Raw genomic sequence first — 21,728 nt, forward strand, 5'->3', positions numbered from 1 at the left:
CGGCCGGATGAACATCCGGCCGGGCCCCTCTTTCCGTCAGCTGCCCGGTCAGACCAGGCGGGCCACGCCGTCGGCCTTGGCGGCGGCGGCGACCGCGGCCGCGACGGCCTCGGCGACGCGCTCGTCGAACGGCGACGGGATCACGTAGTCGGCGGCGAGCTCGTCACCCACGACACCGGCGATGGCGTCGGCGGCGGCGATCTTCATGCCCTCGGTGATCCGGCTGGCGCGGACCTTCAGGGCGCCCGCGAAGATGCCCGGGAACGCCAGCACGTTGTTGATCTGGTTCGGGAAGTCCGAGCGGCCCGTAGCCACGACCGCCGCGTACTTGTGCGCGACGTCCGGGTGGACCTCCGGGTTCGGGTTGGCCATGGCGAAGACGAAGGCGTCCTTCGCCATCGAGGCCACCGCCTCCTCGGGCACCGTGCCGCCGGAGACGCCGATGAACACGTCCGCGCCGTTCAGCGCCGCTTCCAGGGAGCCGGTCTGGCCGGTCTTGTTCGTCAGGCCCGCGATCTCGGCCTTAACGTCCGTCAGGTCGGAGCGGTCCGCGGAGACGACGCCCTTGCGGTCGGTGACGCACACGTCGCCGATGCCCGCGTCCACGAGGATCTTGGCGATGGCGATGCCCGCCGCGCCCGCACCCGAGATCACGGCGCGCAGGTCGCCGAGCGTGCGCCCGGTCAGCTTCGCGGCGTTGCGCAGGGCGGCCAGCGTCACGATGGCCGTGCCGTGCTGGTCGTCGTGGAAGATCGGGATGTCCAGGGCTTCCTGGAGCCGGCGCTCGATCTCGAAGCAGCGGGGGGCGGAGATGTCCTCCAGGTTCACCCCGCCGAAGGACGGCGCGAGGCGGATGACCGTCTCGACGATCTCGTCCGTGTCCTTGGTGGCGAGCGCGATCGGCACCGCGTCCACACCACCGAACTGCTTGAACAGGATGGCCTTGCCCTCCATCACGGGGAGGGAGGCCTCGGGACCGATGTCACCGAGTCCGAGCACCGCCGTACCGTCGGTGACGACGGCGACCACGTTGGACTTCCAGGTGTACTCGTTCACCAGCTCGGGCTGCTCCGCGATCGCGCTGCAGACCTTCGCCACGCCCGGCGTGTACGCGAGGGACAGGTCGTCCTTGTTCTGGACCGGCACCGTGGCCTGGATGGCCATCTTGCCGCCCCGGTGCAGCGCGAACACCGCGTCGGGGTTGTTGTCCGTCGCGCTGTCGCTGCGAGGATTGACGATCTCCGCTGCCACTTTCTTGGCCCCTTAAGTCTTTGAATCGTTGAGGGTGACCACACCTGGTTAAGGGGTGGGCGGGCACCGCGTCCGTACTCCGCATCGACGGTTGGCCCGTCTCCGCGAAGGGGAGGTTCGTACGCGCGGGCGCGCCGCACGCGCGCCCTGAGCCCCGGATGAGGGGTGTAAGGATCCGTTGTACCCGAAGAACGCTCGCTCAGACGAGTCGATTCCTGCTCGACTGTAGACCGCTTGTCCTGTTTTTGGCGAAAGGTCCAAAGGTCTCTGTCCAATGGGCGAGACGGGCCGCAAATAGTCCGTCAAAAGGGCCAGGTCGCAGGGGTTCCTGCGGCCATGAAGCCCCCATTCCGCAGTCCTGTTGGGTACCCACACTCGCCCGTTATCCGATTTTGACCTGACGAACTGCCTGAATGCGTCAGTCCGAATGGCAAGATGCCGTAATCACACGAGGTCGCGACACTCGAAGGTGCGTGCCGACCGCTCTCGGATGCTTTCCCCAGCCACCCGGAGGAACCAGCTCATGACCGCTAGCACCACCCGTCGTACGACCGCCGCCCGGTCCCGGATCGCCGCGGTCGGTGCGATCGCGGTCACCGGCGCCCTGATCCTCACCGGCTGTGGTGACCAGACGGACAAGGGCTCCTCGTCTACCCCCTCCGGCGGTACGTCGAAGGACAGCTCCGCCCCGCTCTTCTCGGCCCTGCCGAAGAAGATCCAGGACGCCGGCGTCATCAAGATCGGCACGGACTCCGCCTACGCCCCGATGGAATTCGTCGAGGGCGGCAAGATCGTCGGTGTCGACCCCGACATCGCCGAGGCGCTGGGCAAGCAGCTCGGTGTGAAGATGCAGTTCACCGCGGGCACCTTCGACGGCCTGATCACCTCGATCTACACCGGCCGCGAAGACGCGATCATGTCGTCGATCACCGACAACAAGCAGCGCCAGGAGGGCCTGGACGACAAGGGCCAGAAGATCGGCAAGGGGATCGACTTCGTCGACTACTTCTCCTCCGGCCTCTCGCTCCTCGTCAAGAAGGGCAACCCCGAGGGCATCAAGTCCCTGGACGACCTCTGCGGCAAGACGGTGGCCGTCCAGCGCGGCACCACCTACGAGGACGCCTTCAAGGCCCAGGCCGAGAAGTGCGGCGACAAGAAGCTCACCATCCAGGCCTTCGACACCGACGCCGAGGCGCAGACCCGCGTCAAGGCCGGCGGCGCCGTCGCCGACCTGAACGACTACCCGGTCGCCGCCTACACGGTGAAGACCTCCGGTGGCGGCAACGACTTCGAGATCGCCGGCCAGCAGAGCGGCGTCGGCCTCTTCGGCATCGGCGTGAGCAAGGACAACAACCAGCTCCGCGACGCCCTCAAGCAGGCCCTGGACGCCGCGATCAAGGACGGTTCCTACGGCAAGGCGCTGGAGAAGTGGAACGTGCAGGACAGTGCCGTCAAGTCCGCGACGGTCAACGCAGGTCAGTAAGTCCCGCGCTCCACGCTCCACTGAAGGGCAGTCATTGTGACTGACAAGATCGAAAAGGGTCCGGCCGAGAACCCGCCGGCCGGACCCGGCGCCTCGGGCCTCCCGTACGAGGCCATCAAGGCAATTCCGGTGCGGCACTACGGCCGCTGGGTCAGCGGCGTCGTGGTCGTCGCGCTGCTCGTCTGGCTCGTCTACGCGTTCGCCAACGGCAACGTCATCTGGGCGACGGTCGGCGACAAGCTGTTCGACCCGGCGGTTCTGAGCGGTCTCGGCAACACCGTGATCATCAGCGTCTCGGCCATGGCGCTGGGCCTCGTGCTCGGCATCCTGTTCGCGGTGATGCGCCTCTCCAAGAACCCGGTGACCGGCGCCGTCTCCTGGCTCTACATCTGGTTCTTCCGCGGTACCCCGGTGTACGTCCAGCTGCTGGTGTGGTTCAACCTGTCGCTGATCTTCCAGTACATCAACCTCGGTCCGATCTACAAGAACGAGACCGTCGACATCATGACCCCGTTCATGGTCGCCCTCCTGGGCCTCGGCCTGAACGAGGGCGCGTACATGGCGGAGATCGTCCGGGCCGGCATCCAGTCGGTCGACGAGGGCCAGACCGAGGCCGCCCACGCGCTCGGCATGCCGCAGACGAAGACCATGCGCCGGATCGTGCTCCCGCAGGCGATGCGCGTGATCATCCCGCCGACCGGCAACGAGTTCATCAACATGCTGAAGACCTCCTCCCTGGTCTCGGCCGTGCAGTACACGGAACTCCTGCGGGCTTCGTCGAACATCGGCAACACGGCCGGTGCCATCATGGAGATGCTGTTCGTGGCGTCCTTCTGGTACCTGGCCCTGACCAGTGTGTTCAGCGTCGGCCAGTACTACCTGGAGCGCCGCTTCGCCCGTGGTTCCACGCGGAACCTGCCGCCGACGCCGTTCCAGCGTCTGAAGGCCAACCTGAACATGTTCCGCCGTACGGAGGTCGCGCGATGACCACTCAGCCGATGGTCAAGGCCGAGGGCGTCCACAAGTCGTACGGCGCCGCCCACATCCTCCGGGGCATCGACCTTGAGGTCGCCCCGCGCGAGGTCTTCTGCCTGGTCGGCCCGTCCGGCTCCGGCAAGTCGACCTTCCTGCGGTGCATCAACCACCTGGAGCGCATCAACTCCGGGCGGCTCTCGGTGGACGGCCAGCTGGTCGGGTACAAGCAGAAGGGCGACAAGCTCTACGAGCTGAAGGACAGCGAGGTCGCGGCCCAGCGCCGCGAGATCGGCATGGTCTTCCAGCGCTTCAACCTCTTCCCGCACATGACGGCCATCGAGAACGTCATGGAAGCCCCGGTCATGGTCAAGGGCGAGAGCAAGGCCGTGGCGCGCGAGCGCGCGGTCCGCCTCCTCGACCGCGTGGGCCTGGGGGACAAGGGCGGGAACTACCCCACACAGCTCTCCGGCGGCCAGCAGCAGCGTGTGGCGATCGCCCGCGCGCTGGCCATGGAGCCGAAGCTGATGCTCTTCGACGAGCCCACCTCGGCGCTCGACCCGGAGCTCGTCGGCGACGTCCTCGACGTCATGCGGGACCTGGCCGAGTCGGGCATGACCATGATCGTGGTGACCCACGAGATGGGCTTCGCCCGCGAGGTCGGCGACAACCTCGTCTTCATGGACGGCGGCGTCGTGGTCGAGTCCGGCCACCCGCGCGAGGTGCTGGGCAACCCCCAGCACGACCGGACGAAGGCGTTCCTGTCCAAGGTGCTGTAACCGCACGCGGTGCGTGAGGGGGGCGGTACGGGAATCCCGTACCGCCCCCCTCCACGTTCTGAAGTTCTCACTTTCCTACAAGGGCGCCGTTCCCGTCCTACTTCAGGCCTAGGACCAGCCCGTCGGAGGGCGAGCGCCAGATCGTCCGGGCCTCCGAGAAGCCCGCCTCGCGCAGGGTCCGGGCGTGCCAGGCGTCGTCGGGGGTGTCCCCGTCGGCGTGCTCGCCGTAGATCTCGAAGCGGCGCTTCGTCGGTTCGGCGAGCACCGGGTCGGCGGCCGCGAGGGCCCACCAGTCGGCCCAGTCCAGCGCGCCGGCCGCGCGGGCCCGGTCCATCCCGGCGTGCCGGTGGGCGCGCTCGGCGGCGTTGATCCCCGGGGTCGCCGGGTCGGGCATGTGGTCGGCGTTCATGAAGACCCCGCCGGGGCGCACCAGCGGGGCGAGCTGCCCGTACAGCACGGCGAGCCGCGGGCTGTGCAGCCAGTGCAGGGCGGTGGCGGTGAGGACGGCGTCGTACGTGTCGTACGGGAGCGCCGAGGTCCAGTCGGGGTCCTTGAGGTCGGCGGTGACGAAGGTGACGCGCCCGTCGCCGTCGAAGTGGCCCCGGGCGATGGTCAACAGCGCCGGGTCGAGATCGACGCCCGTGCTGGTGGATTCCGGGAACCGCTTGAGGACGCGGTCCGTAATACTTCCCGTACCGCACGCCAGGTCGAGGACCCGGGGGGCGGGGCCCACCAGTGCCTCGACCATGTCCAGCATCACCCGGAACCGCTCCTCGCGGTCGGGCATGTACCACTCCTGCTGCCGGTCCCAGCTCTCCTGCCAGACCTGCCAGTCGGTCGTGGTCCGCACCATCGTCCACCCTCCAGCCGTAATACCCTCGAATACATCTCAGCCGTTACCTGAGACACTAATCCGCAGCCGTAAGGACTACAAGTGGAACTGGCCCATTACTCGGACTATGCCGTGCGCCTGGTCAACACCGAGGAGCCGGCCCGCAACAAGGATTCGCTGACCTCGGTGGACGCCGTCCGCGGCCTCTTCGGCACCGGGGTCCAGGCCGCCCGCCGGGTCACCGACGCCGACGTCACCCGCTTCCGCAACGTCCGCGGCCGGCTGCGCGCCGTCTTCGAGGCCGCCGACGGCGGCGACCACGTCCTCGCGGTCGACCTGCTGAACTCCCTGCTCATGGAGTTCCCGGTCAGCCCGCAGGTCTCCGGCCACGAGTACCTCGACGACGAGGGCCACCCGAACTGGCACATCCACCTCGCCGACCACCCCTCGAACGCCTCCGCCGGCTACGCGGCGATCGCGTCCTTCGGCCTGGCCTTCCACCTCACCGAGCACGGCCCCGACCGCCTCGGTCTGTGCCAGGCCGCGCCCTGCCGCAACGCCTACCTCGACACCTCCACCAACCGCTCCCGGCGCTACTGCTCCGACCGCTGCGCCACCCGCGCCAACGTGGCCGCCTACCGGGCCCGCAAACGGCTGGAAGCCGAGGCGTCCGGCCAGAGCGGACGCAACGCCGACACCGCCCAGGACGCCCGCGCCCTCAGCGAACTCTGATCCGCCGCGCGCGGCCTGAACCGCAGCACCGCCGTCGCCAGCACCAGCTCCTCGGGCACCGTGCCGTAGTCGGTGCTGTCGCCGGTCTCGTTGTACGGGTTGTCCCCGAGCACCCACCAGCCGCCCGGCCGCCGCTCCACCGCCCGCTTGACCACCAGCAGGTCCTGCTGGAAGGGGTGCCGCAGCACCACCACGTCACCCGGGCGCACGGCGGCCCCGTACCGGACCACCAGCCGGTCCCCGTGCAGCAGCGTCGGCACCATCGAGGGCCCCGCCACCTCCAGCACCTCGAACGCCATCCGCGAGTGCCTCCTCTCCGCCATGCGCGACCTCCTCGCCCGCTCTCGCCCCACTGCGCATGGTGCCGCACACTCCCGTACATTCACTCACCGGTCCGCACGCCACCCTGGACTTTTGTCCTAAGCCCCCGGGGCCGCTCGCGAAAACCCCCTTCCCACGGAGTAATCTCCCCTCTTGAGAAGACGATCACGAGGAGGACAAACTCCATGCTTTCCCGCCTCTTCGCCCCCAAGGCGAAGGTCTCCGCCCACTGCGATCTTCCGTGCGGCGTGTACGACCCTGCCCAGGCCCGCATCGAGGCCGAGTCCGTCAAGGCCGTCCAGGAGAAGTACCAGGCCAACGAGGACGCCGACTTCCGCGCGCGCGCCATCACCATCAAGGAGCAGCGCGCCGAGCTCGCCAAGCACCACGTGTCGGTGCTGTGGAGCGACTACTTCAAGCCCCCGCACTTCGAGAAGTACCCGCAGCTGCACACCCTGGTCAACGACACCCTGAAGGCCCTCTCGGCCGCCAAGGCGTCGAACGACCCGGCGACCGGCCAGAAGGCCCTTGAGCTCATCGCCGAGATCGACCGCATCTTCTGGGAGACCAAGGCCGCCTGATCCAGGCCCTCCCCGAGCACGGCGAAGGGGCCCGACCGTCATGGTCGGGCCCCTTCGCCGTGCTCGGGGACAGTGCGTCCCGCGTGGACTATTCGTCCTCGTCGTCCTCGTCGTCCAGCCGCGCGAGCCACGTGGCCAGGCGTTCCACCGGGACCTCGAAGTCCGGGTTCAGGTCGACGAAGGTGCGCAGCTGCTCGGCGAGCCACTCGAAAGTGACCTCCTCCTCGCCGCGCCGCTTCTCCAGCTCCTCGATGCCGCGATCGGTGAAGTACAAGACGGGCTCCGTGCCGTGATGATGGTGTGCAGGGGGACGTTTCCCGCCAGGATAATCCGCATACCCGCCGAGACCTCCCGCCCTGCGGGACCCGGCGCTAGCCTGGACTGCCCAACACCTGAGGGGGCAGGGGATGCCGGACGGGCGCACGGGCGGCAGTGCGCGCGCCTTCGAGCTCCTCGAACCCCTCGTCCGGGCGGCCACCGTGCGCGTCCACGCGGCCCCGGACGGGTATGCACCCGGTGGGACCGGTCCCACCTGGGGGAGTGGCTTCTTCATCGCCCCGGGCTGGGTCCTGACGTGCGCGCACGTCGTCGGTGAAGGGGGTGCAGCGGTGCGTCTCGTGGGGCGTGAGCTCGGCATCACCTTCTCCTCCGGCGCCGACGGCGCCACCGGAACTGTCACCGGCCGCGTCGAGTGCGTCCTGCCCGAGCGGCTGGAGGAGCGCCGGCCCGCCCGGCACGCCCTGTGGGACCTGCCCGACCTGGCACTGGTCCGGGTCCTCGCACCGATCACGCACGCCTGCGTACGGCTCACCGACCGCGGTAGACCACGCCTCGACGAGGTCGCCTACTTCGGCTGCACCGAGGACCTCGGCGCCCCCGAGATCACCGGCCGCACCACCCGGCTGCGCGGCACCGCCGGCGCAGGCGCCGCCCTGCGCCTGGGCAGCGACGATGAGATCGAGCCGGGCATGTCCGGCGGCCCGGTCGTCGACCTGGCCCGCGGCGAGGTCATCGGCGTCGTCAAGGCCCGCCGGCACACCGGAGGCGGCGGAATCGCCGTCTCCGTCGTGCAGTTACGCACCCTGCCGCTGGCCGCCACCGGCCAGGTCGGGCTCTACCGCCGCGTCATGCAGGCCCACGACCTGTACCACTACGACCAGCACCTGAGCGATCTGGGCAGCAGCCGCACCTGGACCGACGTGCACGACGAACTCCCGACCGGCGGCGACCCGTACGAGGGCCGCAGACGACTCACCCCCGCCGAGCTCACCACCCTGTGCGGGCTGCTCGCCGAACTGCCCCCGCCGCGCTCCTCGGAGGACGTCCGCGCCCTGGTCGAGGCGGCCCGCGGCGAAGAACCGGACCCGGGCCTGCCGGCTCCGCTCAGCTGGCGCGACGGACTCGGCATGCTCCACGACCCGCCGGGCGGCACCGGCGAGGCCGCCGTGATGCTCCGGTACGCGACCGACGTCAGCGTCGCCGACCACCGCGAGCCCCCCGCCCCGGGCTCCGACGAGGAGCTGTGGGACTGGGTGCGGACCACGGCCGAACGGCTCTGGCGGCCCCTGCGCCGCGAGTTGGGCGAGCGGCGCGATCAGGGCCTCGCGCAGCGCGACCGGCGCCGGCGCGCCCGCGCCGACCGGCACCCGAACGGGCACGCCCGGCCGCCCGGCGGGCTGCCCCAGGGGCCTTCGGTGCTGCTGGAGGCGTGGGCGCACGGCTGGGAAGACGTCTACGACTGGCGCGTCTCGGTGCTCTACGGGCCCGCCCACCCGGGCCGGGTGACCCCGGTGGACTCGGGCGTACGGGTCACCCGCGCGGGTCTCGCGGAGGTGCTGCGGGCCCCCCTCGCCGAGGCCTTCCGGCGCTGCGACACCCACGAGGCCGCCGCCCTCCTCGAAGTCGCCGTGGCGCCCGAACTGTTCGGCCTGCCCGTGGACACCTGGACGGTGGCGGGCCGGGTCCCGCTGGGCGCCCAGCGGCCGGTGGTGTTCCGCTACCCGGCCGGTAGCGCAGACACCCCGCCCGACGAGGAGGACGTCCACCGCCGGGCCGACCGCTGGACACGCGTCCAGGCCGGGCCGGTGCTCGACGAACGGGCCGACTGCGCGCGCGGGCGCCCCCGGACCCCGGCGCCGGAATGGCTCGACGCACTGCCCGACAACACCGTGCCCGTGCACTGCCGGGCCGCCGACGCGGAGCCCACCCGCGGCTCCCTGTACGCGGTCCACGACGCCGGATACGGAGTGGCCGTCACCCGGCGGCCCCCGGCCGATCCGGCGGCCGACTGCGCGCCGTTCCACCGCGGGCTGCGCGAGGAGCTGACCGAGGCGGGGCGGGGAGCGCCGCTGCCGGTCCGGCTCCAGGCACTGCGGGCACGCGCGCACGGGGCCGACCCCGACGCGTACTGGGCCGACGGGATGGCCCTCGTATGGGACGACCCGGCCCGCGCGCTGCCCGACGACGAGCCGCTGCAGGGAGACCTGTGACGGGCGGGACGGGGAGGGAGCAGGCGTGAACGAGGAATGGCTCATCTACCGGGGGGTCGGCGAGCCCCACGACGGGATCGGGGCCCTGCCCGATCCGCCGCCGTGGCGGGACTTCGACGGAGGTCCCGTCGGCGAACCCGGGGGACCGGCGGACACCGCCGACGGTAACGTCGCGCGGCGCCTCGGCGCGCACCGGCAGGCCGCCGAACTGCACCGGCCCGAGCCCGAGGAACTGGAAGCCATCAACGCGGCCCTGTACCTGCGCCGGCCGCTGCTCGTGACCGGCTACCCCGGAACCGGGAAGTCCACCCTCGCGCACGCCGTCGCGCACGAGCTGAAACTCGGCCGGGTACTGCGCTGGCCCGTCGTCTCGCGGACCGTGCTCCAAGAAGGCCTGTACCGCTACGACGCCATCGCCCGGCTCCAGGACGTGCAGATCGCCGCGAGCGGCGGCGCCCCCGGCGGAGCGCCCGGCACCGCCGGCCAGGCCCCCGGCATCGGCAAGTACATCCGGCTCGGACCGCTGGGGACGGCCCTGCTGCCCACCGAACGGCCCCGCGTCCTGCTCATCGACGAGCTCGACAAGAGCGACATCGACCTGCCCAACGACCTCCTGAACGTCCTGGAAGAGGGCGAGTTCGCGCTGCCCGAACTGGAAAGGGTCGCCGACACCGAACCCGAGGTGCAGGTGCTCACCGACGACGGGGCCAAGGTCACCGTCCGGGGCGGCCGGGTCCGCTGCCGGGCCTTCCCCTTCATCATCCTGACCAGCAACGGCGAACGGGACTTCCCGGCCGCCCTGCTGCGCCGCTGCATCCAGCTCAAGCTCGGCCAGCCCGGCGAGAAACGCCTCGCCACCATGGTCCGCGCACACCTCGGCGAAGAGGCCGCCCAGCTCGGCGCCGACCTGATCCGCGAGTTCCTCAGCCGCTCCCAGTCCGAACTCGTCGCAGCCGACCAGCTACTGAACGCCATCTACCTCACCCACTACGCCGCCCCACCCACCCGGGAGGACCTCGCCGACCTGCTCATCCAGCGCCTCGACCGCCCGAGGTGAGCGCCCGTGTCCCCCGACCGGCCACCCGTCCCCGCCGCCCTGCGCGACCTCGCCGCCCTGCTGCGCGCCGCCGGGCTCGACCCCACCGCCGAGGAACTCGCCGACGCGCTGTGGCTGGCCGGGCGGATCGGCCCGCCCGGCCCCGCCGCCCCGGACCGGGGCCTGACGGCACAGCCCCGGAAGCCGCGGACCGCGGGCGGGACGCCGCCGCCCGAGGAGGATCCCGTACGGCCCGAACCCGAGCCCGAGGACCCGGTCCGGCTCTACGCCTCCCGGGTGCTGGGCGCCGTGACCGAGGAGGCGGCCGAGTTCCCCGCGGGCGCCGGCGTGCCCGTACGGGTGCCCGGAGCGGCCGCCCTGCCCCGCATCCTGGAGATCCAGCGGGCCCTGCGCGCCCTCCAGCGGCACCGCCCGCCCGGCCCGCCCACCCGCCTGGTCCTCGACGAGCCCGCCACCGCCGAGGCCAGCGCCCGCGCCCTCGGGCTGGTCATCCCCGTACTGCGGCCCGAAACGCGGCGCGAGGCGACCGTGCGGCTGGTGATGGACGCCTCCCCGTCGATGGCCGTCTGGCACGACATGTTCGAGGAACTGCGGTCCGTGTGCGAGCGCCTCGGCGCGTTCCGGGACGTGCAGGTGCACTACCTGCACCGGCTCGCCGACGGCCGGGCCGCCGTCGGCCGCGGACCCGGCGCCGGCACCCGGCTGCGCTCCGGGGACCAGCTGCGCGACCCGACCGGGCGGGCGCTGACCATGGTCGTCTCCGACTGCGCCGGGCCGCTCTGGCGCGAGGGCGAGGCCCAGCGGCTGCTGCACCGGTGGGCCGAGTGCACCCCCTGCGTCGTCGTCCAGCCGCTGCCGCAGCGGCTGTGGAGCCGCAGCTGGCTGCCGACCGAGCGGGGCACCCTCACCCGCGCCGAGGGCAACGCCGGCCGGTTGCGCTTCCGGCCCGACCGGCCGGCCCGCCCCGGGCGGCCCACCGGCGGGCTTACCGTCCCCGTCCTGCCGCCCAGCGCCACCGCGCTCGGCGCCTGGGCCCGCCTCGTCGCCGGGCTCGGCACCGGGCCCGTGTCCGCCGAGGTGGGCCGGGTGCTCGTCGACCACCCCGCCGCGCCCCTCCCGCCGCCGCGCGCCGTCCGCCCGCCGCGCGAACTGGTGCGCCGCTTCCGCGCCTCCGCGTCACCGCGCGCCGTACAGCTCGCCGTGTACCTGTCGGCGGCGCCGCTGACGCTCCCCGTGATGCGACTGGTGCAGCGCACGATGCTGCCGGACTCGGAGCCCTCGGACCTGGCGGAGGTGCTGCTCAGCGGGCTGCTGCGGCGCGGCCAGGCCGCCGGGCAGTGGTACGAGTTCGTGCCCGGCGTCCAGGACGTCCTGCTGGGGCCGCTCGGCCGGGACGAGGCCGCGCTGGTGCTCAAGCACTGCTCGGAATACGTGCTCGCGCACTTCGGGCGGGGCGTACGCAACTTCCCCGCGCTGGCCGTCTCCCAGCTGACCGGCGCCCCGGTGGTCGAGGAGGACGGTGAGGAGCGGGTCCCCGCGGGCCGGCTCCCACAGGCCTTCGCCGAGGTCTCGGCACGCGTCGTGCGGCGCTACCTGCCCGGGCCGCCCGCCGGGGACCCGGCCGCCGCCGAACCCGTGGCGCCCCCGCCCGGGCGGGCCTGGGCGCTGCGCACGGCCCGCGACCGGCTCGCCGCGCAGGACCGTCAGGGGGGCGACGGCGGCCAGCGCGGACTGTACGAGGCCGCCGCCGTCCTGCGCCGCGCGGTGGCCGTACCCGCCGGACCCGAGGACCTGCCGGGCGAGGCGGAGTGCGAGCTGGCCGCGGTGCTGCTGCGCCTGTGGGCCGGCCAGCGGGACCCGGAACTGCTGGCGGAGGCCGAGCGGGCGGTGAGCGGGCTCGCCGCCCCGCCGGCCCGGGCCGTACTGGGCCGGGTGCTGTACGAGCGGGCCCTGGCGGCCGAGCCCGACGCGGAGCTGCTGGCCGCGGCGGAACGGGAGTTCGCGGCGGTCGCCGGAGTCCCCGACCCGGACATGGACCCGCGGCTGCGGCTGGACTGCGTGGTGCGGCGGGCCCAGACCCTGGTCCGCCTCGGCGAGCTCCGCGAGGACACGGGCGCGCTGCGCGAGGCGCGCTCCGCACTGGAGGCGGTGGCCGACGACCCGTCCTGCGACCCGGCGGTGCGGCCCGCCCTCGGCCGGGTCCTGCTCGCGCTGCTGCCCCGCAACCTCGACCCGCAGGAGCGCACGGCCCTGGCCGGTCAGGCCGCCGAGCACCTGGCGGCCGGGCTGGCCGCCGAGCCGTCGGGAGCGGCGGCCGCCCGCGTGCGGGTGGAGCTGGCCACGGCCCTGCGGTACCTGCCCGGGCGGCTGGAGGAGGCGGCCAGGCAGTTGGACCTGGCCCTGGCGGAAGCCACCGGCGACCCGGAGCTCAGGCTGGCCGCCCTGGTGTGCCTGGCCCGGGTGCACCGGGCCCGGTCCGGGCGGGACGCGGACCCGGCGGCCCTGGAGGACGCGGCCGAGGCGTACGGCAGGGCCCGCCGGCTGATCCCCCGCGACGGGGAGGCGTACGGGGAGCTGCTGCCCGAGTGGGGCGACGTACTCCTGGACCGGGCGCGGGCCGCCGACGGGCGGCGGTTCACCTCGACGGCCGTACGGGTGCTGCGCGACAGCCGGGCGGCGGTCCCGCAGTCCGACCCGCGCTCCGCGCAGCGGCTGGTGCGGCTCGCGGAGGGGCTGCGGCTGCGGCACGCGTACGAAGGGGACGTGGTGGACCTGAGGGAGGCGGAGTACCTGCTGGAGCTGGCCGTCCGGCAGGGCCGCAGCCCGCTGGAGCAGGCCCGCGCCTGGCGGGAGCACGGCGACGTCCAGCAGGAGATCCACGCGCACACCCGGGCGCTGGACCGGCTCGACCGGGCGGCGGACTCCTACCGGCGGGCGTGGCGGGCCGCGCTGGCCGCCGACCGCGAGGAGCGGCGGGACGTGGCGGTGGAACTGGCGGCGCGGGTGCAGGAGATGCGGGGTGAGGTGCTCGAACGCCTGGCGCGGCCCCGGGCGGCGCTGGACGCCTACCGCTCGGCCGTGGAGCTGTGGACGCGGCTCGGGGAGCCGGCCGCGGAGCGGCGGGAGGCCCTGCGGTCCCGGGTCCGCACCCTGGAGGCGGGGCTGTGACGGGCCCGCCGGGCCCGCCCAGGCTTGGCCGCCCCGGCCCGGGGGAAGTGGACCATCGGACAGGCGACGCGACAGGGGGACGTGCAGCCCATGGTGACTCGGCAGCAGGAAGCGGAAACGGGGGGCTCCGCGACACCCGGGCCCTGTTCCGGGCAGTTACCGGACCTCTCCGGGTTCGATCTGGCCGCTCTGCGCGGGATCGACCATCCCGTGCTCGCCCGGGTCATCGAAGGCATGGTGGAGCGGGTCACCCATCCCGCCGAGATCCTCAACGCCTTCGACTCGGGCGTGGCCTGACCCGGATCCCGGGCCTGAGCCCGGGCCTGAGCCTGAGCCCGGGCCTGACCCTGAGCCCGGGCCTGACCCTGAGCCCGGGCCTGACCCTGAGCCCGGGCCTGAGCCTGGCCCCGGCTTGACCCTGAGCCTGGCCCTGACCCCACGCCGGCCCGGGCCCCTTACGCACCGCATTCCCAAGGCAACGCAGAGCAGCCACAGTTGACCCGTTTCCGCCGTTAGCCGGTGCCGTCCGCCGGGCAGGGATGCACCGTCCGCGGCGCGGGAGGTACGAACGATGAGGCAGACCGACACGAGCGACGTCGTGCTGCCCTCCCATCGGATCCACGCCCCCTGGCCGTACGCCCGCCTCGACGTGCCCGCGCTCCGCGCCGCAGGCCACCGGCCCCACCCCGTACGACAGTTCGTGTTCAAGACGCGCAGCCGGTGCAACCTCGCCTGCACCTACTGCTACGTATACGAGATGGCCGACCAGGGCTGGCGCGGGCAGCCCGCCGCCATGTCCCCGGCCACCGTCGCCCGCGCCGCCGAGCGGATCGCCGAGCACGCCGCCGCCCACGGCCTGACCCGCGTCGACCTCGTCCTGCACGGCGGCGAACCCCTGCTCACCGCCCCCGCCGAACTGGCCGCCCCCGTCGACGCCGTACGGGCCGCCCTCGCCCGGACCTCCCCGCGGACCCGGGTCACCGCCACCGTCCAGACCAACGGCACCCTGCTCACCCGGGGCCGGCTCACCGCGCTGGCCGCCGCCGGGATACGCGTCGGCGTCAGCCTCGACGGGGGACTGCCCGCGCACAACCTGCGCCGCGTGGACCACACCGGGCGCCCGGGGTTCGGTGCCGCCGCCCGCGGCTTGCGCCTGCTCGCCCGGCACCCGGAGAGCTACGCCGGGGTGCTCTGCGTCGTCGACCTCGCCCAGGACCCGGTGGAGACGTACGAGTCCCTGCTCGACTTCGCCCCGCCGGTCATCGGGCTGCTGCTGCCGCTCGCCAACTGGAACACCCCGCCGCCCGGCCACCACCCGCCCGGCACCCCGTACGCCGACTGGCTCCTCGCCGTCTTCGAGCGGTGGTGGCACGACGCGGTGCTGCGGACCCGGATCCGGATCTTCGAGGAGATCGTCGCCCTGCTGCTCGGACTGCCCACCGCCACCGAAACCCTCGGCCTCGCCCCCGCTGCCACCGCCGTGATCGAGACCGACGGCGGCATCGAGCAGGCCGACTCGCTCAAGTCCGCTTACGAGGGCGCCGCCGCCACCGGGTTGAACGTGGAGAGCCACGGCTTCGACGCGTTCCTCGACCACCCCGGGCTCGTCGCCCGCCAGCTCGGCCGGGAGGCCCTCGCCGACGGCTGCCGCACCTGCGAGCTCGTCGAGGTCTGCGGCGGCGGCCACTACCCGCACCGCTACCGCGCCGGCGAGGGCTTCCGGCAGCCCTCCGTCTACTGCGCCGACCTCCAGGTCCTCATCCGCCACATCGCCACGGCACTGCACACGGCCGCCGCGCAGTCGGCCCCCGGGCAGCCGGGCGCCGGCCCGCCCGGACCGACGTCCGCCGGTCAGGCACCCCGGCGGGCGGCCGCCTCATGACCGACTCCCTGACCGGCTTCACGGTCACCTCCGCCACCCTGGGCGCCCTCGCCTCCACCGAGCCCTCCGTCGACGGCACCTCCCTGGTCCGCGACATCCGCCGCTCCAAGCGGCTCGTCCTGCTGCGCGGGGTCCTCGACGCCGCCCCCGGGGGCCGGGGCGGGGAGGCCGCCGACCACTGGGCGCTGCTGGAGGAGGCCGAACGGCACGACCCCGAGGCCGTGCGCGACGTACTGCACTACCCGGCCACCGGGGTGTGGGCCGAGGAGACCCTGCGCCGGCTGCACGCCCCGTACGGGCCCCCGGCCGACCTCGGCCACCTCGGGGCCCTCGCCGTCGCCGCGGCCCTGCGCTCCAAGATCACCTTCAAGGCCACCCTGCGGCCCGTCCACGGCCGACTCGTCCTGCCCACCCTCGGGCTGCTGCGCCCCACCCGGTCCGGCCCGCTCGCCCTCACCGAAGGCTCCTGGGACCCCGACGACCCCACCACCCTCGCCCTGCACACCCTGCCCGGCGGCCGCACCGCCCTCGATGACCTCGACCCTTACCGCGCCCCCGGCCCCGCCCACCCGGCGCCCGTCCGCCCCGCCCGCCGGCTCACCCCCAAGGGCCACAAACGCTGGGACATCCAGTGGTCCGGGGCGCTCACCCTCCTCGACCGGTACGACACCGCCCGCGCCGAGGAGATCGGCCTGCTGCTGCGCTCCGTCGTCCCGCTCGGCGGCGGCTCCCGTTCCAGCGGGGCCACCCTGCCCGCGGCCGCCGGGTCCGTGCTCGCCCGTACCCAGGCCCCGCCCGCGCTGGCCGCCACCCTCGTCCACGAGGTCCAGCACGGCAAGCTGACCGCCCTCGCCGACGTCCTGACCCTGCACACCGCCGACCGCACGCCCCGCCACTGGGCCCCCTGGCGCAGCGACCCCCGCCCGTTGGAGGGACTCCTGCACGGCGCGTACGCCCATCTGGCCCTGGCCGGGTACTGGCAGCGCGCCGCCCTCTACGGCGCCCGCGGCGCCTGGGCCCAGCACGCCCGGATCCGCGCCCAGGTCGCCGCCGTTCTGCCCGCCCTCCACCGGCATCCACAACTCACCACCGCAGGACGGGAGTTCATCGCGGCCATGGCGGCCGCCGAACGGGCCATGGACGACCTGCCGCCGCCCGGCGACCAGCACGCCACGGCCCGCCGCACCGTCGACCGGGAACGCCGCGCCTGGTGCGCACAGCACCCCGAACTCGCCCCGTTCACACAGGGCTGACGGGCCGTCCGCTGCGGTACCTTTTCAACCCCGTCCACCGCCCGGATGCCAGGGAGACGGCCGCATGACCACCGGACTTCGCCAGGACCGAGACCGCGACGGAGCCGCGCAGCCGCAACGCTTCGTCATCAGCTTCGCCGGGTTCAACCGGCCCTGGGCCGTGTGGATCGCCCACCGCCTGGAGGAGCACGGCCACCGGGTCGCCCTCGCGCGCTGGGACCCGCAGTCCAGCCCCGGCCTCGCCCCGGCCCTCGACGACCTGGCCCGCAGCGGCAGCCGGGTCCTGCTCATCCTCAGCGAGCGCTTCTTCTCCGCCGGCGCCCACACCGACGAGGAGTGGAACACCGCCCTGCGCACCGTCACGGACGACCACCCCGAGCGGTTCGCGGCCGTCTGCCTCACCGACGCGCCCCTGCCCAGCGCCGTCGCCGTGCTGGAGAAGACCGACCTGTGGGGCCTGGACGCCTACGAGGCGGAGTACCGGGTGCTGCGCCGGCTCGAACTGCCCACCGACCGGATCGGCGCCGAGACCGGCCGCCGCGGCCCCCGCTTCCCCAACGACCCGCCCGAGATCTGGGGCCGCGTCCCGCGCCGCAACCCCCGCTTCACCGGCCGCAACGACGTCATCGGCCGGCTGCGCGCCGCCCTCGCCGACGCCCCGCCCGGCGCGTCGACCGTCACCCTGCTCGGACTGTCCGGGGTGGGCAAGACCCAGGTCGCCACCGAGTACGCGTACCGCTTCGCCTCCGAGTACGACGTGGTGTGGTGGGTCCCCGCCGAGGACCGGCCCACCCTGCGCGAGCGGCTCGCCGACCTGGCTCCCGCGATGGGCCTGCCGCGCGGCGCCGGCAGCTACGGCGAGCAGATCCGGGCCGTTCTGGAGGCGCTGCGCCGCGGATCCCCGTACAGCCGCTGGCTGGTGGTCTTCGACGGCTGCGACAACCCCGACGACCTCACCGACCTGCTGCCGTCGGGCGCCGGCGACGTCATCATCACCTCCCGCAACCGCGAATGGGCCTCCCGGCACACCAGCCTCCTCGAAGTCCCGTTGTACGCCCGGCCCGAGTCCGTCACCTTCATCCGCCGCCGGGCCCGCCGGCTCACCGGCGACGAGGCCGACCTGCTCGCCGAGGCCCTGGAGGACTACCCCCTCGCCCTCGACCAGACCGCCGGCTGGCTCGCCGACTCCCCGCTGACGGTGGGCGACTACCTGGCCCTGCTCCGGCGCAGACTGGACTCCCGGGAGGCCGTCACCGTCTCCGACGACTACCCGCTGCCCTTCCCCACCGCCCTGGCGATACTGCTCAACAACGTCCGGGAGAACTTCCCCGACGCGCTCGCCCTGCTGCGACTGTTCGTGTTCTTCGCCCCCGGACCGGTCCCGCTGCGGCTGCTGCGCGAGTTCCCCGCCGACGACGTGCCCGAGCAGCTCGCCGGACTGATCAACGACCAGATCAGGTGGAACGCCGCCCTCAACAAGCTCGTCCAGTTCTCCGTCGTCCGCCTCGAATACTCCGACCTGTCGGTGGAGGAGGGCGGCGGGCTGGAGACCGTACAACTGCACCGCATGGTGCACGGGATCGTCCGCGAGAACCTTTCCGAGGAGGAGGCCGAACCGCTCTCCCGCGCCGTCCGGCAGGTCCTCGCCGCCGCGGACCCGGGCCGCCCCTCCGACTCGCGGCTCTGGCCCCGGTACGCCGAACTGATCCCGCACCTGGAGACCGCCGGCGTACTGACCAGCAGCAACCCGCGGATCCAGACCTTCCTGCTGCACTGCCTGCGCTACCTGATCCTCTCCGGGGAGTACCGCACCTGCCTGCGGCTCGCCGAACAGACCGACGCCGTGTGGCGCGCGATGCTCGGCGACGACCACGACCAGGTCCGCGAGCTCAGCTACCACTACGGCGGCGCCCTACGGATGCTCGGCCACTTCAAGCGCGCCGAGACCCTCGCCAAATCGGTCGCCGACCGGCTGCTGGCCGAGCGCGGCGACCGGGACCTGGAAACCCTGCGCGCCACCAGCACGTACGCCGGGGTGCTGCTCAGCACGGCCAAGTTCGACCGGGCCCGCGAACTGCTGGAACACGCCTTCGCCCGCTACCGCGAACTGCTCGGCGAGGACGACTCCACCACCCTCAACGCCGAGAACAACGTCGCCGTCGCGCTGCGGCTGCTGGGCCGCTACCAGGAGGCCTACGACACCGACCTCGACACCCTGCGCCGCCGCGAGCGGGTGCTGCGCGTACGGCACATCGCCACCCTCTCCTCCGGGATCGGCTGCGCGATGGGGCTGCGGCTGATGGGCCGCTACCGCGAGGCCCTCGCCCGCCAGGAACAGGGCCTCAAGCTCAACAGCCAGGTCCTCGGCCCCAACCACCCCCAGACCCTGCGCGCCGAACACAACCTCGGCATGTGCCTGCGCCGCTCCGGGGACATCCCGGGCGCCGGTGCCCGGCTGCGCAGCGTGCTGGAGCGCTCCACGCGGGTGTTCGGCGCGGAGTTCCCGTGGACGCTGATGGTGGCCTCGGACTACGCGACGTACCTGCGGGAGTACGGGGACATCGGCGAGGCCCGCCGGATCTCGGAGGAGGTCGTGCGGGGCTACCAGACGCAGCTGGGGCTGGCCCACCCGTACAGCATCGGCACGGTCGGCAACCTCGGCCTCGTCCTGCGCGCCCAAGGCGAACGGGTGGAGGCCCTCAACCTGGCGGAACAGGCCCTGGTCGGCATGCGGGGCGCAGTCGGCGACCGCCACCCGTGGACCCTGGGCTGCGCCCTGAACGCCACGGGCCACCGCAACATCACGGGCCGTCTGGCGGATGCCCTGGACCTGAGCCGCGAAACCCTCCGCGGCTGCGAACAGGTCCTGGGCCCGGACCACCCGATGACCCTGAGCGCCCAGATCGCCCTGGCGGCCGACCTCCGCTCGGTCCGCGAGGACGAGGAGGCCCAGAAACACGAGGACGCCGGCATCAAGGCCCTGACCCGCACCCTGGGCCCCCAACACGTCCACACGGTCTCGGCCAAACAACAAACCCGCCCCTACTGGGACTTCGAGCCGCAGCCGTAGGCGGCGGACGCGGCACGCCCGCGTGGCGTCCGGCGCCCGGTCCCGTGGTGGCGGTGTCCACGAGACCGGGCGCCGGCGGGACCCTCAGCCGTCGTGCGAGGTGACGACGGCGCCGGAGTCCTCCGGACCGCTCAGCCGTAATAGGAGGCGAAGGGGTATTTCAGAACTCCCGGTGACGGTCACTTGAGCATGATGCTGGCACCGAAAATGTTGCCGACCTCCGCGCATTCCTTTACGTTGGCCCGGCTGAAATAGGGAGTGCTGGCGGTGCCGGTCAGCCCCTTCGCGGTCGCAGTGCAGTACCAGTTGCCAGCCCCCTTGTACTCCACCTTGTACACCTCACTCTTTCCTGCCGCTATGTTTCCCGAGCACTTCGTCGCGACGTCCGTGTGGACGCAGATGTTCGCGATGGTCGCCGAGAAGTTGCTGAGGCGGAAGGCCGCGACCGGCGCCGCCTGGCTCGCAGGCGCGGTCACGAGCATTCCCGCGCCGACGGCCGCCACCATTCCGGCGACCGTTGCCAGCCTGGTGCTCCGCTTGACGGTTCGAGACATGTTTCCTCCAGTTGGGTAATTCCGTGCTGCGATATGTGAATGGACTGGTCTGTGAGTGCGTGACGGGCGCATCAGCGGAGCTCTGGCGAATCGGCGCATTGATCTGTAAATCCCCGAGGTGAATGATCTCGGCGGTTCGGGGGCGGTCGTCAGACCTCGCATCGGTGCTGTTCGGCCTGCCGTGCGATCTCGCTGCGCTCCCGGCGGGCCGCGTCCGCCTCCTCGCGTACGCCGTCGAGTCGCTCCTCCAACTGGGCGACCCGCTCGCGGTAGCGCTCCAGCTCGGCCCGCACGAACGCCACGTCCGCCACCTGCTGCGCGGCCTCCTGGCGGATCTTGTCCGCCTCCTCCTCGAACCGGTGCTTGGCCACGTCCAGTTGGGCGACGGCCATGTCCGCGGCCTCCTCCGCCAGCGCGGTGCGCTGTTCGGCGTCCAGGGTCCGCTGGGCCGCGGCCTGGGTCACGGTCCGGATGCGCTCCTCGGCGGCGGCCGAGTCCGTGATGATGGCCAGTTCCTCGATGTAGCCCGGCAGGTCCGTGGACAGCTGGGAGATGAGCGCCACGAGGTCGGTGCGAGGGTCGGATCCGTCCATGCCCGACATCGCGGCTTCCACAGCGGCTTCCCTCGCGGACTCCATCGTCCGCTCGACGGGAAGGGCATCCGCGGCGGGCGCCGTCCTGGCCGCCTTCTTTGCCTCGGCCGCCTGGCGCTTCTCGTCCTTGCGCTGCTGCCGCTTGGCCCGGAACTTGCGGAACGCGCCCAGCGCGTTGTGGTCGGGGTGGGCGCAGTACCGGGGCTCGGGGTTGCCGGGCGTCGGCGCCTCGGGGTGGTTGGTGCACTCCGGGTAAGCGCAGAGGGGAAGCGTCTCGACCGTCATTTTTCCGCCTTCTCACGAAATTTCGGGCTTCCCCGGATTCGAACCGTCATCGGGTGCGGCTTGCGCCGACCGATCGCACTCGGGGATGTACGAACACGCTAGAGGCAGCAGGGGACTTGTGGACGTCCCAAGAGGGCGCGTCAGAAATCGGTAAGATCATCGGCCGCCCCGGGCCACGACAGCCGGACGGTGGTTGCCCACCCGCCTTCCACCGACGGCGGCCGGGACTCGGTGAGTTGCCGGGCGGGGTCGCAGACAGCGGCATTTGGGCGGGCCAAGTCAGCCCGTGCGCCGGCTGGTTCGGGGGCGGCGTCCGATCACCCCGGATCAGGGAGGGTTCGGGGTTTCCCGGCAGAACGGCACGGGTCGGAGGGCAAGGAGCGGGGAGGTCAGGGAGCATCTGCCCGGTTCCTGGGGCGGCATCCG

The 21,728-nt window shown here is 72.8% G+C and carries 18 protein-coding genes; 12 read left to right on the plus strand and 6 right to left on the minus strand.

The genetic code is table 11. From position 1 onward, the window contains the following. Nucleotides 1–48 precede the first annotated feature (48 nt). Nucleotides 49–1,251 (minus strand): NADP-dependent malic enzyme, encoded by a 1,203-nt coding sequence (locus OG974_RS27560; protein WP_371644759.1) that lies wholly within the window; start codon nt 1,249–1,251, stop codon nt 49–51. 523 nt (nt 1,252–1,774) lie between these two features. On the opposite strand from OG974_RS27560, the gene OG974_RS27565 reads away from it, so the two are divergent. Genes OG974_RS27565 through OG974_RS27575 form a run of 3 tightly spaced genes read left to right on the plus strand, consistent with a single transcriptional unit; the run spans nt 1,775 to nt 4,485 of the window. Beyond that, complete coding sequence (locus OG974_RS27565; RefSeq protein WP_327285367.1) at nt 1,775–2,734, plus strand: ABC transporter substrate-binding protein; 960 nt, start codon at nt 1,775–1,777, stop codon at nt 2,732–2,734. A gap of 36 nt (nt 2,735–2,770) precedes the next feature. Further along, nucleotides 2,771–3,721 carry an amino acid ABC transporter permease gene (locus OG974_RS27570; protein ID WP_030153623.1) on the plus strand — a complete coding sequence of 317 codons (951 nt, stop codon included), beginning with the start codon at nt 2,771–2,773 and terminating at the stop codon, nt 3,719–3,721. After that, nucleotides 3,718–4,485: an amino acid ABC transporter ATP-binding protein gene (locus OG974_RS27575; RefSeq protein ID WP_328763637.1), complete on the plus strand. Its 768-nt coding sequence runs from the start codon at nt 3,718–3,720 to the stop codon at nt 4,483–4,485. The genes OG974_RS27570 and OG974_RS27575 overlap by 4 nt, the downstream gene beginning before the upstream one ends. A gap of 97 nt (nt 4,486–4,582) precedes the next feature. Here the strand turns inward: OG974_RS27575 and OG974_RS27580 are convergent, their stop codons facing one another. After that, the gene (locus OG974_RS27580) at nt 4,583–5,338 is read right to left on the minus strand and encodes a class I SAM-dependent methyltransferase (protein ID WP_327285369.1); all 756 of its coding nucleotides are present in this window, start codon (nt 5,336–5,338) and stop codon (nt 4,583–4,585) included. Nucleotides 5,339–5,419: 81 nt separating this feature from the next. On the opposite strand from OG974_RS27580, the gene OG974_RS27585 reads away from it, so the two are divergent. Continuing rightward, complete coding sequence (locus OG974_RS27585) at nt 5,420–6,049, plus strand: CGNR zinc finger domain-containing protein (protein WP_327285370.1); 630 nt, start codon at nt 5,420–5,422, stop codon at nt 6,047–6,049. On the opposite strand, the gene sodX is transcribed toward OG974_RS27585, so the two are convergent. Further along, nucleotides 5,953–6,372: a nickel-type superoxide dismutase maturation protease gene (sodX, locus tag OG974_RS27590; protein WP_327285371.1), complete on the minus strand. Its 420-nt coding sequence runs from the start codon at nt 6,370–6,372 to the stop codon at nt 5,953–5,955. The two genes, OG974_RS27585 and sodX, sit on opposite strands and share 97 nt — an antisense overlap. Before the next feature lie 183 nt (nt 6,373–6,555). On the opposite strand from sodX, the gene sodN reads away from it, so the two are divergent. Beyond that, a complete protein-coding gene (sodN, locus tag OG974_RS27595) occupies nt 6,556–6,951 on the plus strand; it encodes a superoxide dismutase, Ni (protein ID WP_008741558.1) in 396 nt (131 codons plus the stop codon). 88 nt (nt 6,952–7,039) lie between these two features. Here sodN and OG974_RS27600 read toward each other — a convergent pair whose 3' ends face one another. Beyond that, nucleotides 7,040–7,225: a DUF6104 family protein gene (locus tag OG974_RS27600; RefSeq protein WP_010061466.1), complete on the minus strand. Its 186-nt coding sequence runs from the start codon at nt 7,223–7,225 to the stop codon at nt 7,040–7,042. Between the two features lie 133 nt (nt 7,226–7,358). Here OG974_RS27600 and OG974_RS27605 point away from each other — a divergent pair, with 133 nt between their 5' ends. The 7 genes from OG974_RS27605 to fxsT all read left to right on the plus strand — a co-directional run bounded on the left by OG974_RS27605 (nt 7,359) and on the right by fxsT (nt 19,870). Next, a complete protein-coding gene (locus OG974_RS27605; RefSeq protein WP_327285372.1) occupies nt 7,359–9,440 on the plus strand; it encodes a trypsin-like peptidase domain-containing protein in 2,082 nt (693 codons plus the stop codon). Nucleotides 9,441–9,465: 25 nt separating this feature from the next. Continuing rightward, nucleotides 9,466–10,497: a MoxR family ATPase gene (locus OG974_RS27610; protein WP_327285373.1), complete on the plus strand. Its 1,032-nt coding sequence runs from the start codon at nt 9,466–9,468 to the stop codon at nt 10,495–10,497. 6 nt (nt 10,498–10,503) lie between these two features. Further along, nucleotides 10,504–13,665, plus strand: coding sequence for an SAV_2336 N-terminal domain-related protein (locus OG974_RS27615; RefSeq protein WP_371644763.1), 3,162 nt, complete (start codon nt 10,504–10,506; stop codon nt 13,663–13,665). Nucleotides 13,666–13,755: 90 nt separating this feature from the next. After that, nucleotides 13,756–13,962 carry an FxSxx-COOH cyclophane-containing RiPP peptide gene (gene fxsA, locus OG974_RS27620; protein WP_327285375.1) on the plus strand — a complete coding sequence of 69 codons (207 nt, stop codon included), beginning with the start codon at nt 13,756–13,758 and terminating at the stop codon, nt 13,960–13,962. 274 nt (nt 13,963–14,236) lie between these two features. Further along, entirely contained in the window at nt 14,237–15,547 is a 1,311-nt protein-coding gene (locus OG974_RS27625; protein ID WP_327285376.1) for an FxsB family cyclophane-forming radical SAM/SPASM peptide maturase, read from the plus strand. After that, entirely contained in the window at nt 15,544–16,800 is a 1,257-nt protein-coding gene (locus OG974_RS27630) for an HEXXH motif domain-containing protein (RefSeq protein WP_371644765.1), read from the plus strand. Before OG974_RS27625 ends, OG974_RS27630 begins: the two co-directional genes overlap by 4 nt. Nucleotides 16,801–16,864: 64 nt before the next feature. Beyond that, nucleotides 16,865–19,870 carry an FxSxx-COOH system tetratricopeptide repeat protein gene (fxsT, locus tag OG974_RS27635; RefSeq protein ID WP_328763649.1) on the plus strand — a complete coding sequence of 1,002 codons (3,006 nt, stop codon included), beginning with the start codon at nt 16,865–16,867 and terminating at the stop codon, nt 19,868–19,870. 179 nt (nt 19,871–20,049) lie between these two features. On the opposite strand, the gene OG974_RS27640 is transcribed toward fxsT, so the two are convergent. Together OG974_RS27640 and OG974_RS27645 are read right to left on the minus strand one after the other, a co-directional pair. Beyond that, nucleotides 20,050–20,424: a hypothetical protein gene (locus tag OG974_RS27640; RefSeq protein ID WP_266625558.1), complete on the minus strand. Its 375-nt coding sequence runs from the start codon at nt 20,422–20,424 to the stop codon at nt 20,050–20,052. Between the two features lie 149 nt (nt 20,425–20,573). After that, complete coding sequence (locus OG974_RS27645; RefSeq protein ID WP_327285380.1) at nt 20,574–21,302, minus strand: hypothetical protein; 729 nt, start codon at nt 21,300–21,302, stop codon at nt 20,574–20,576. Nucleotides 21,303–21,728: the final 426 nt, after the last annotated feature.

It is taken from the genome of Streptomyces sp. NBC_00597, from assembly GCF_041431095.1.
Taxonomy (GTDB): Bacteria; Actinomycetota; Actinomycetes; order Streptomycetales; family Streptomycetaceae; genus Streptomyces.

Bases quoted from the DNA above. Each gene is read 5' to 3' on its own strand.
- OG974_RS27565 (WP_327285367.1), top strand. From the start codon at position 1,775: ATGACCGCTAGCACCACCCGTCGTACGACCGCCGCCCGGTCCCGGATC.
- sodN (WP_008741558.1), top strand. From the start codon at position 6,556: ATGCTTTCCCGCCTCTTCGCCCCCAAGGCGAAGGTCTCCGCCCACTGC.
- OG974_RS27625 (WP_327285376.1), top strand. From the start codon at position 14,237: ATGAGGCAGACCGACACGAGCGACGTCGTGCTGCCCTCCCATCGGATC.
- OG974_RS27640 (WP_266625558.1), bottom strand. From the start codon at position 20,424: ATGTCTCGAACCGTCAAGCGGAGCACCAGGCTGGCAACGGTCGCCGGA.
- OG974_RS27645 (WP_327285380.1), bottom strand. From the start codon at position 21,302: ATGACGGTCGAGACGCTTCCCCTCTGCGCTTACCCGGAGTGCACCAAC.
- sodX (WP_327285371.1), bottom strand. From the start codon at position 6,372: ATGGCGGAGAGGAGGCACTCGCGGATGGCGTTCGAGGTGCTGGAGGTG.
- fxsT (WP_328763649.1), top strand. From the start codon at position 16,865: ATGACCACCGGACTTCGCCAGGACCGAGACCGCGACGGAGCCGCGCAG.
- OG974_RS27580 (WP_327285369.1), bottom strand. From the start codon at position 5,338: ATGGTGCGGACCACGACCGACTGGCAGGTCTGGCAGGAGAGCTGGGAC.
- OG974_RS27575 (WP_328763637.1), top strand. From the start codon at position 3,718: ATGACCACTCAGCCGATGGTCAAGGCCGAGGGCGTCCACAAGTCGTAC.
- OG974_RS27605 (WP_327285372.1), top strand. From the start codon at position 7,359: ATGCCGGACGGGCGCACGGGCGGCAGTGCGCGCGCCTTCGAGCTCCTC.
- fxsA (WP_327285375.1), top strand. From the start codon at position 13,756: ATGGTGACTCGGCAGCAGGAAGCGGAAACGGGGGGCTCCGCGACACCC.
- OG974_RS27630 (WP_371644765.1), top strand. From the start codon at position 15,544: ATGACCGACTCCCTGACCGGCTTCACGGTCACCTCCGCCACCCTGGGC.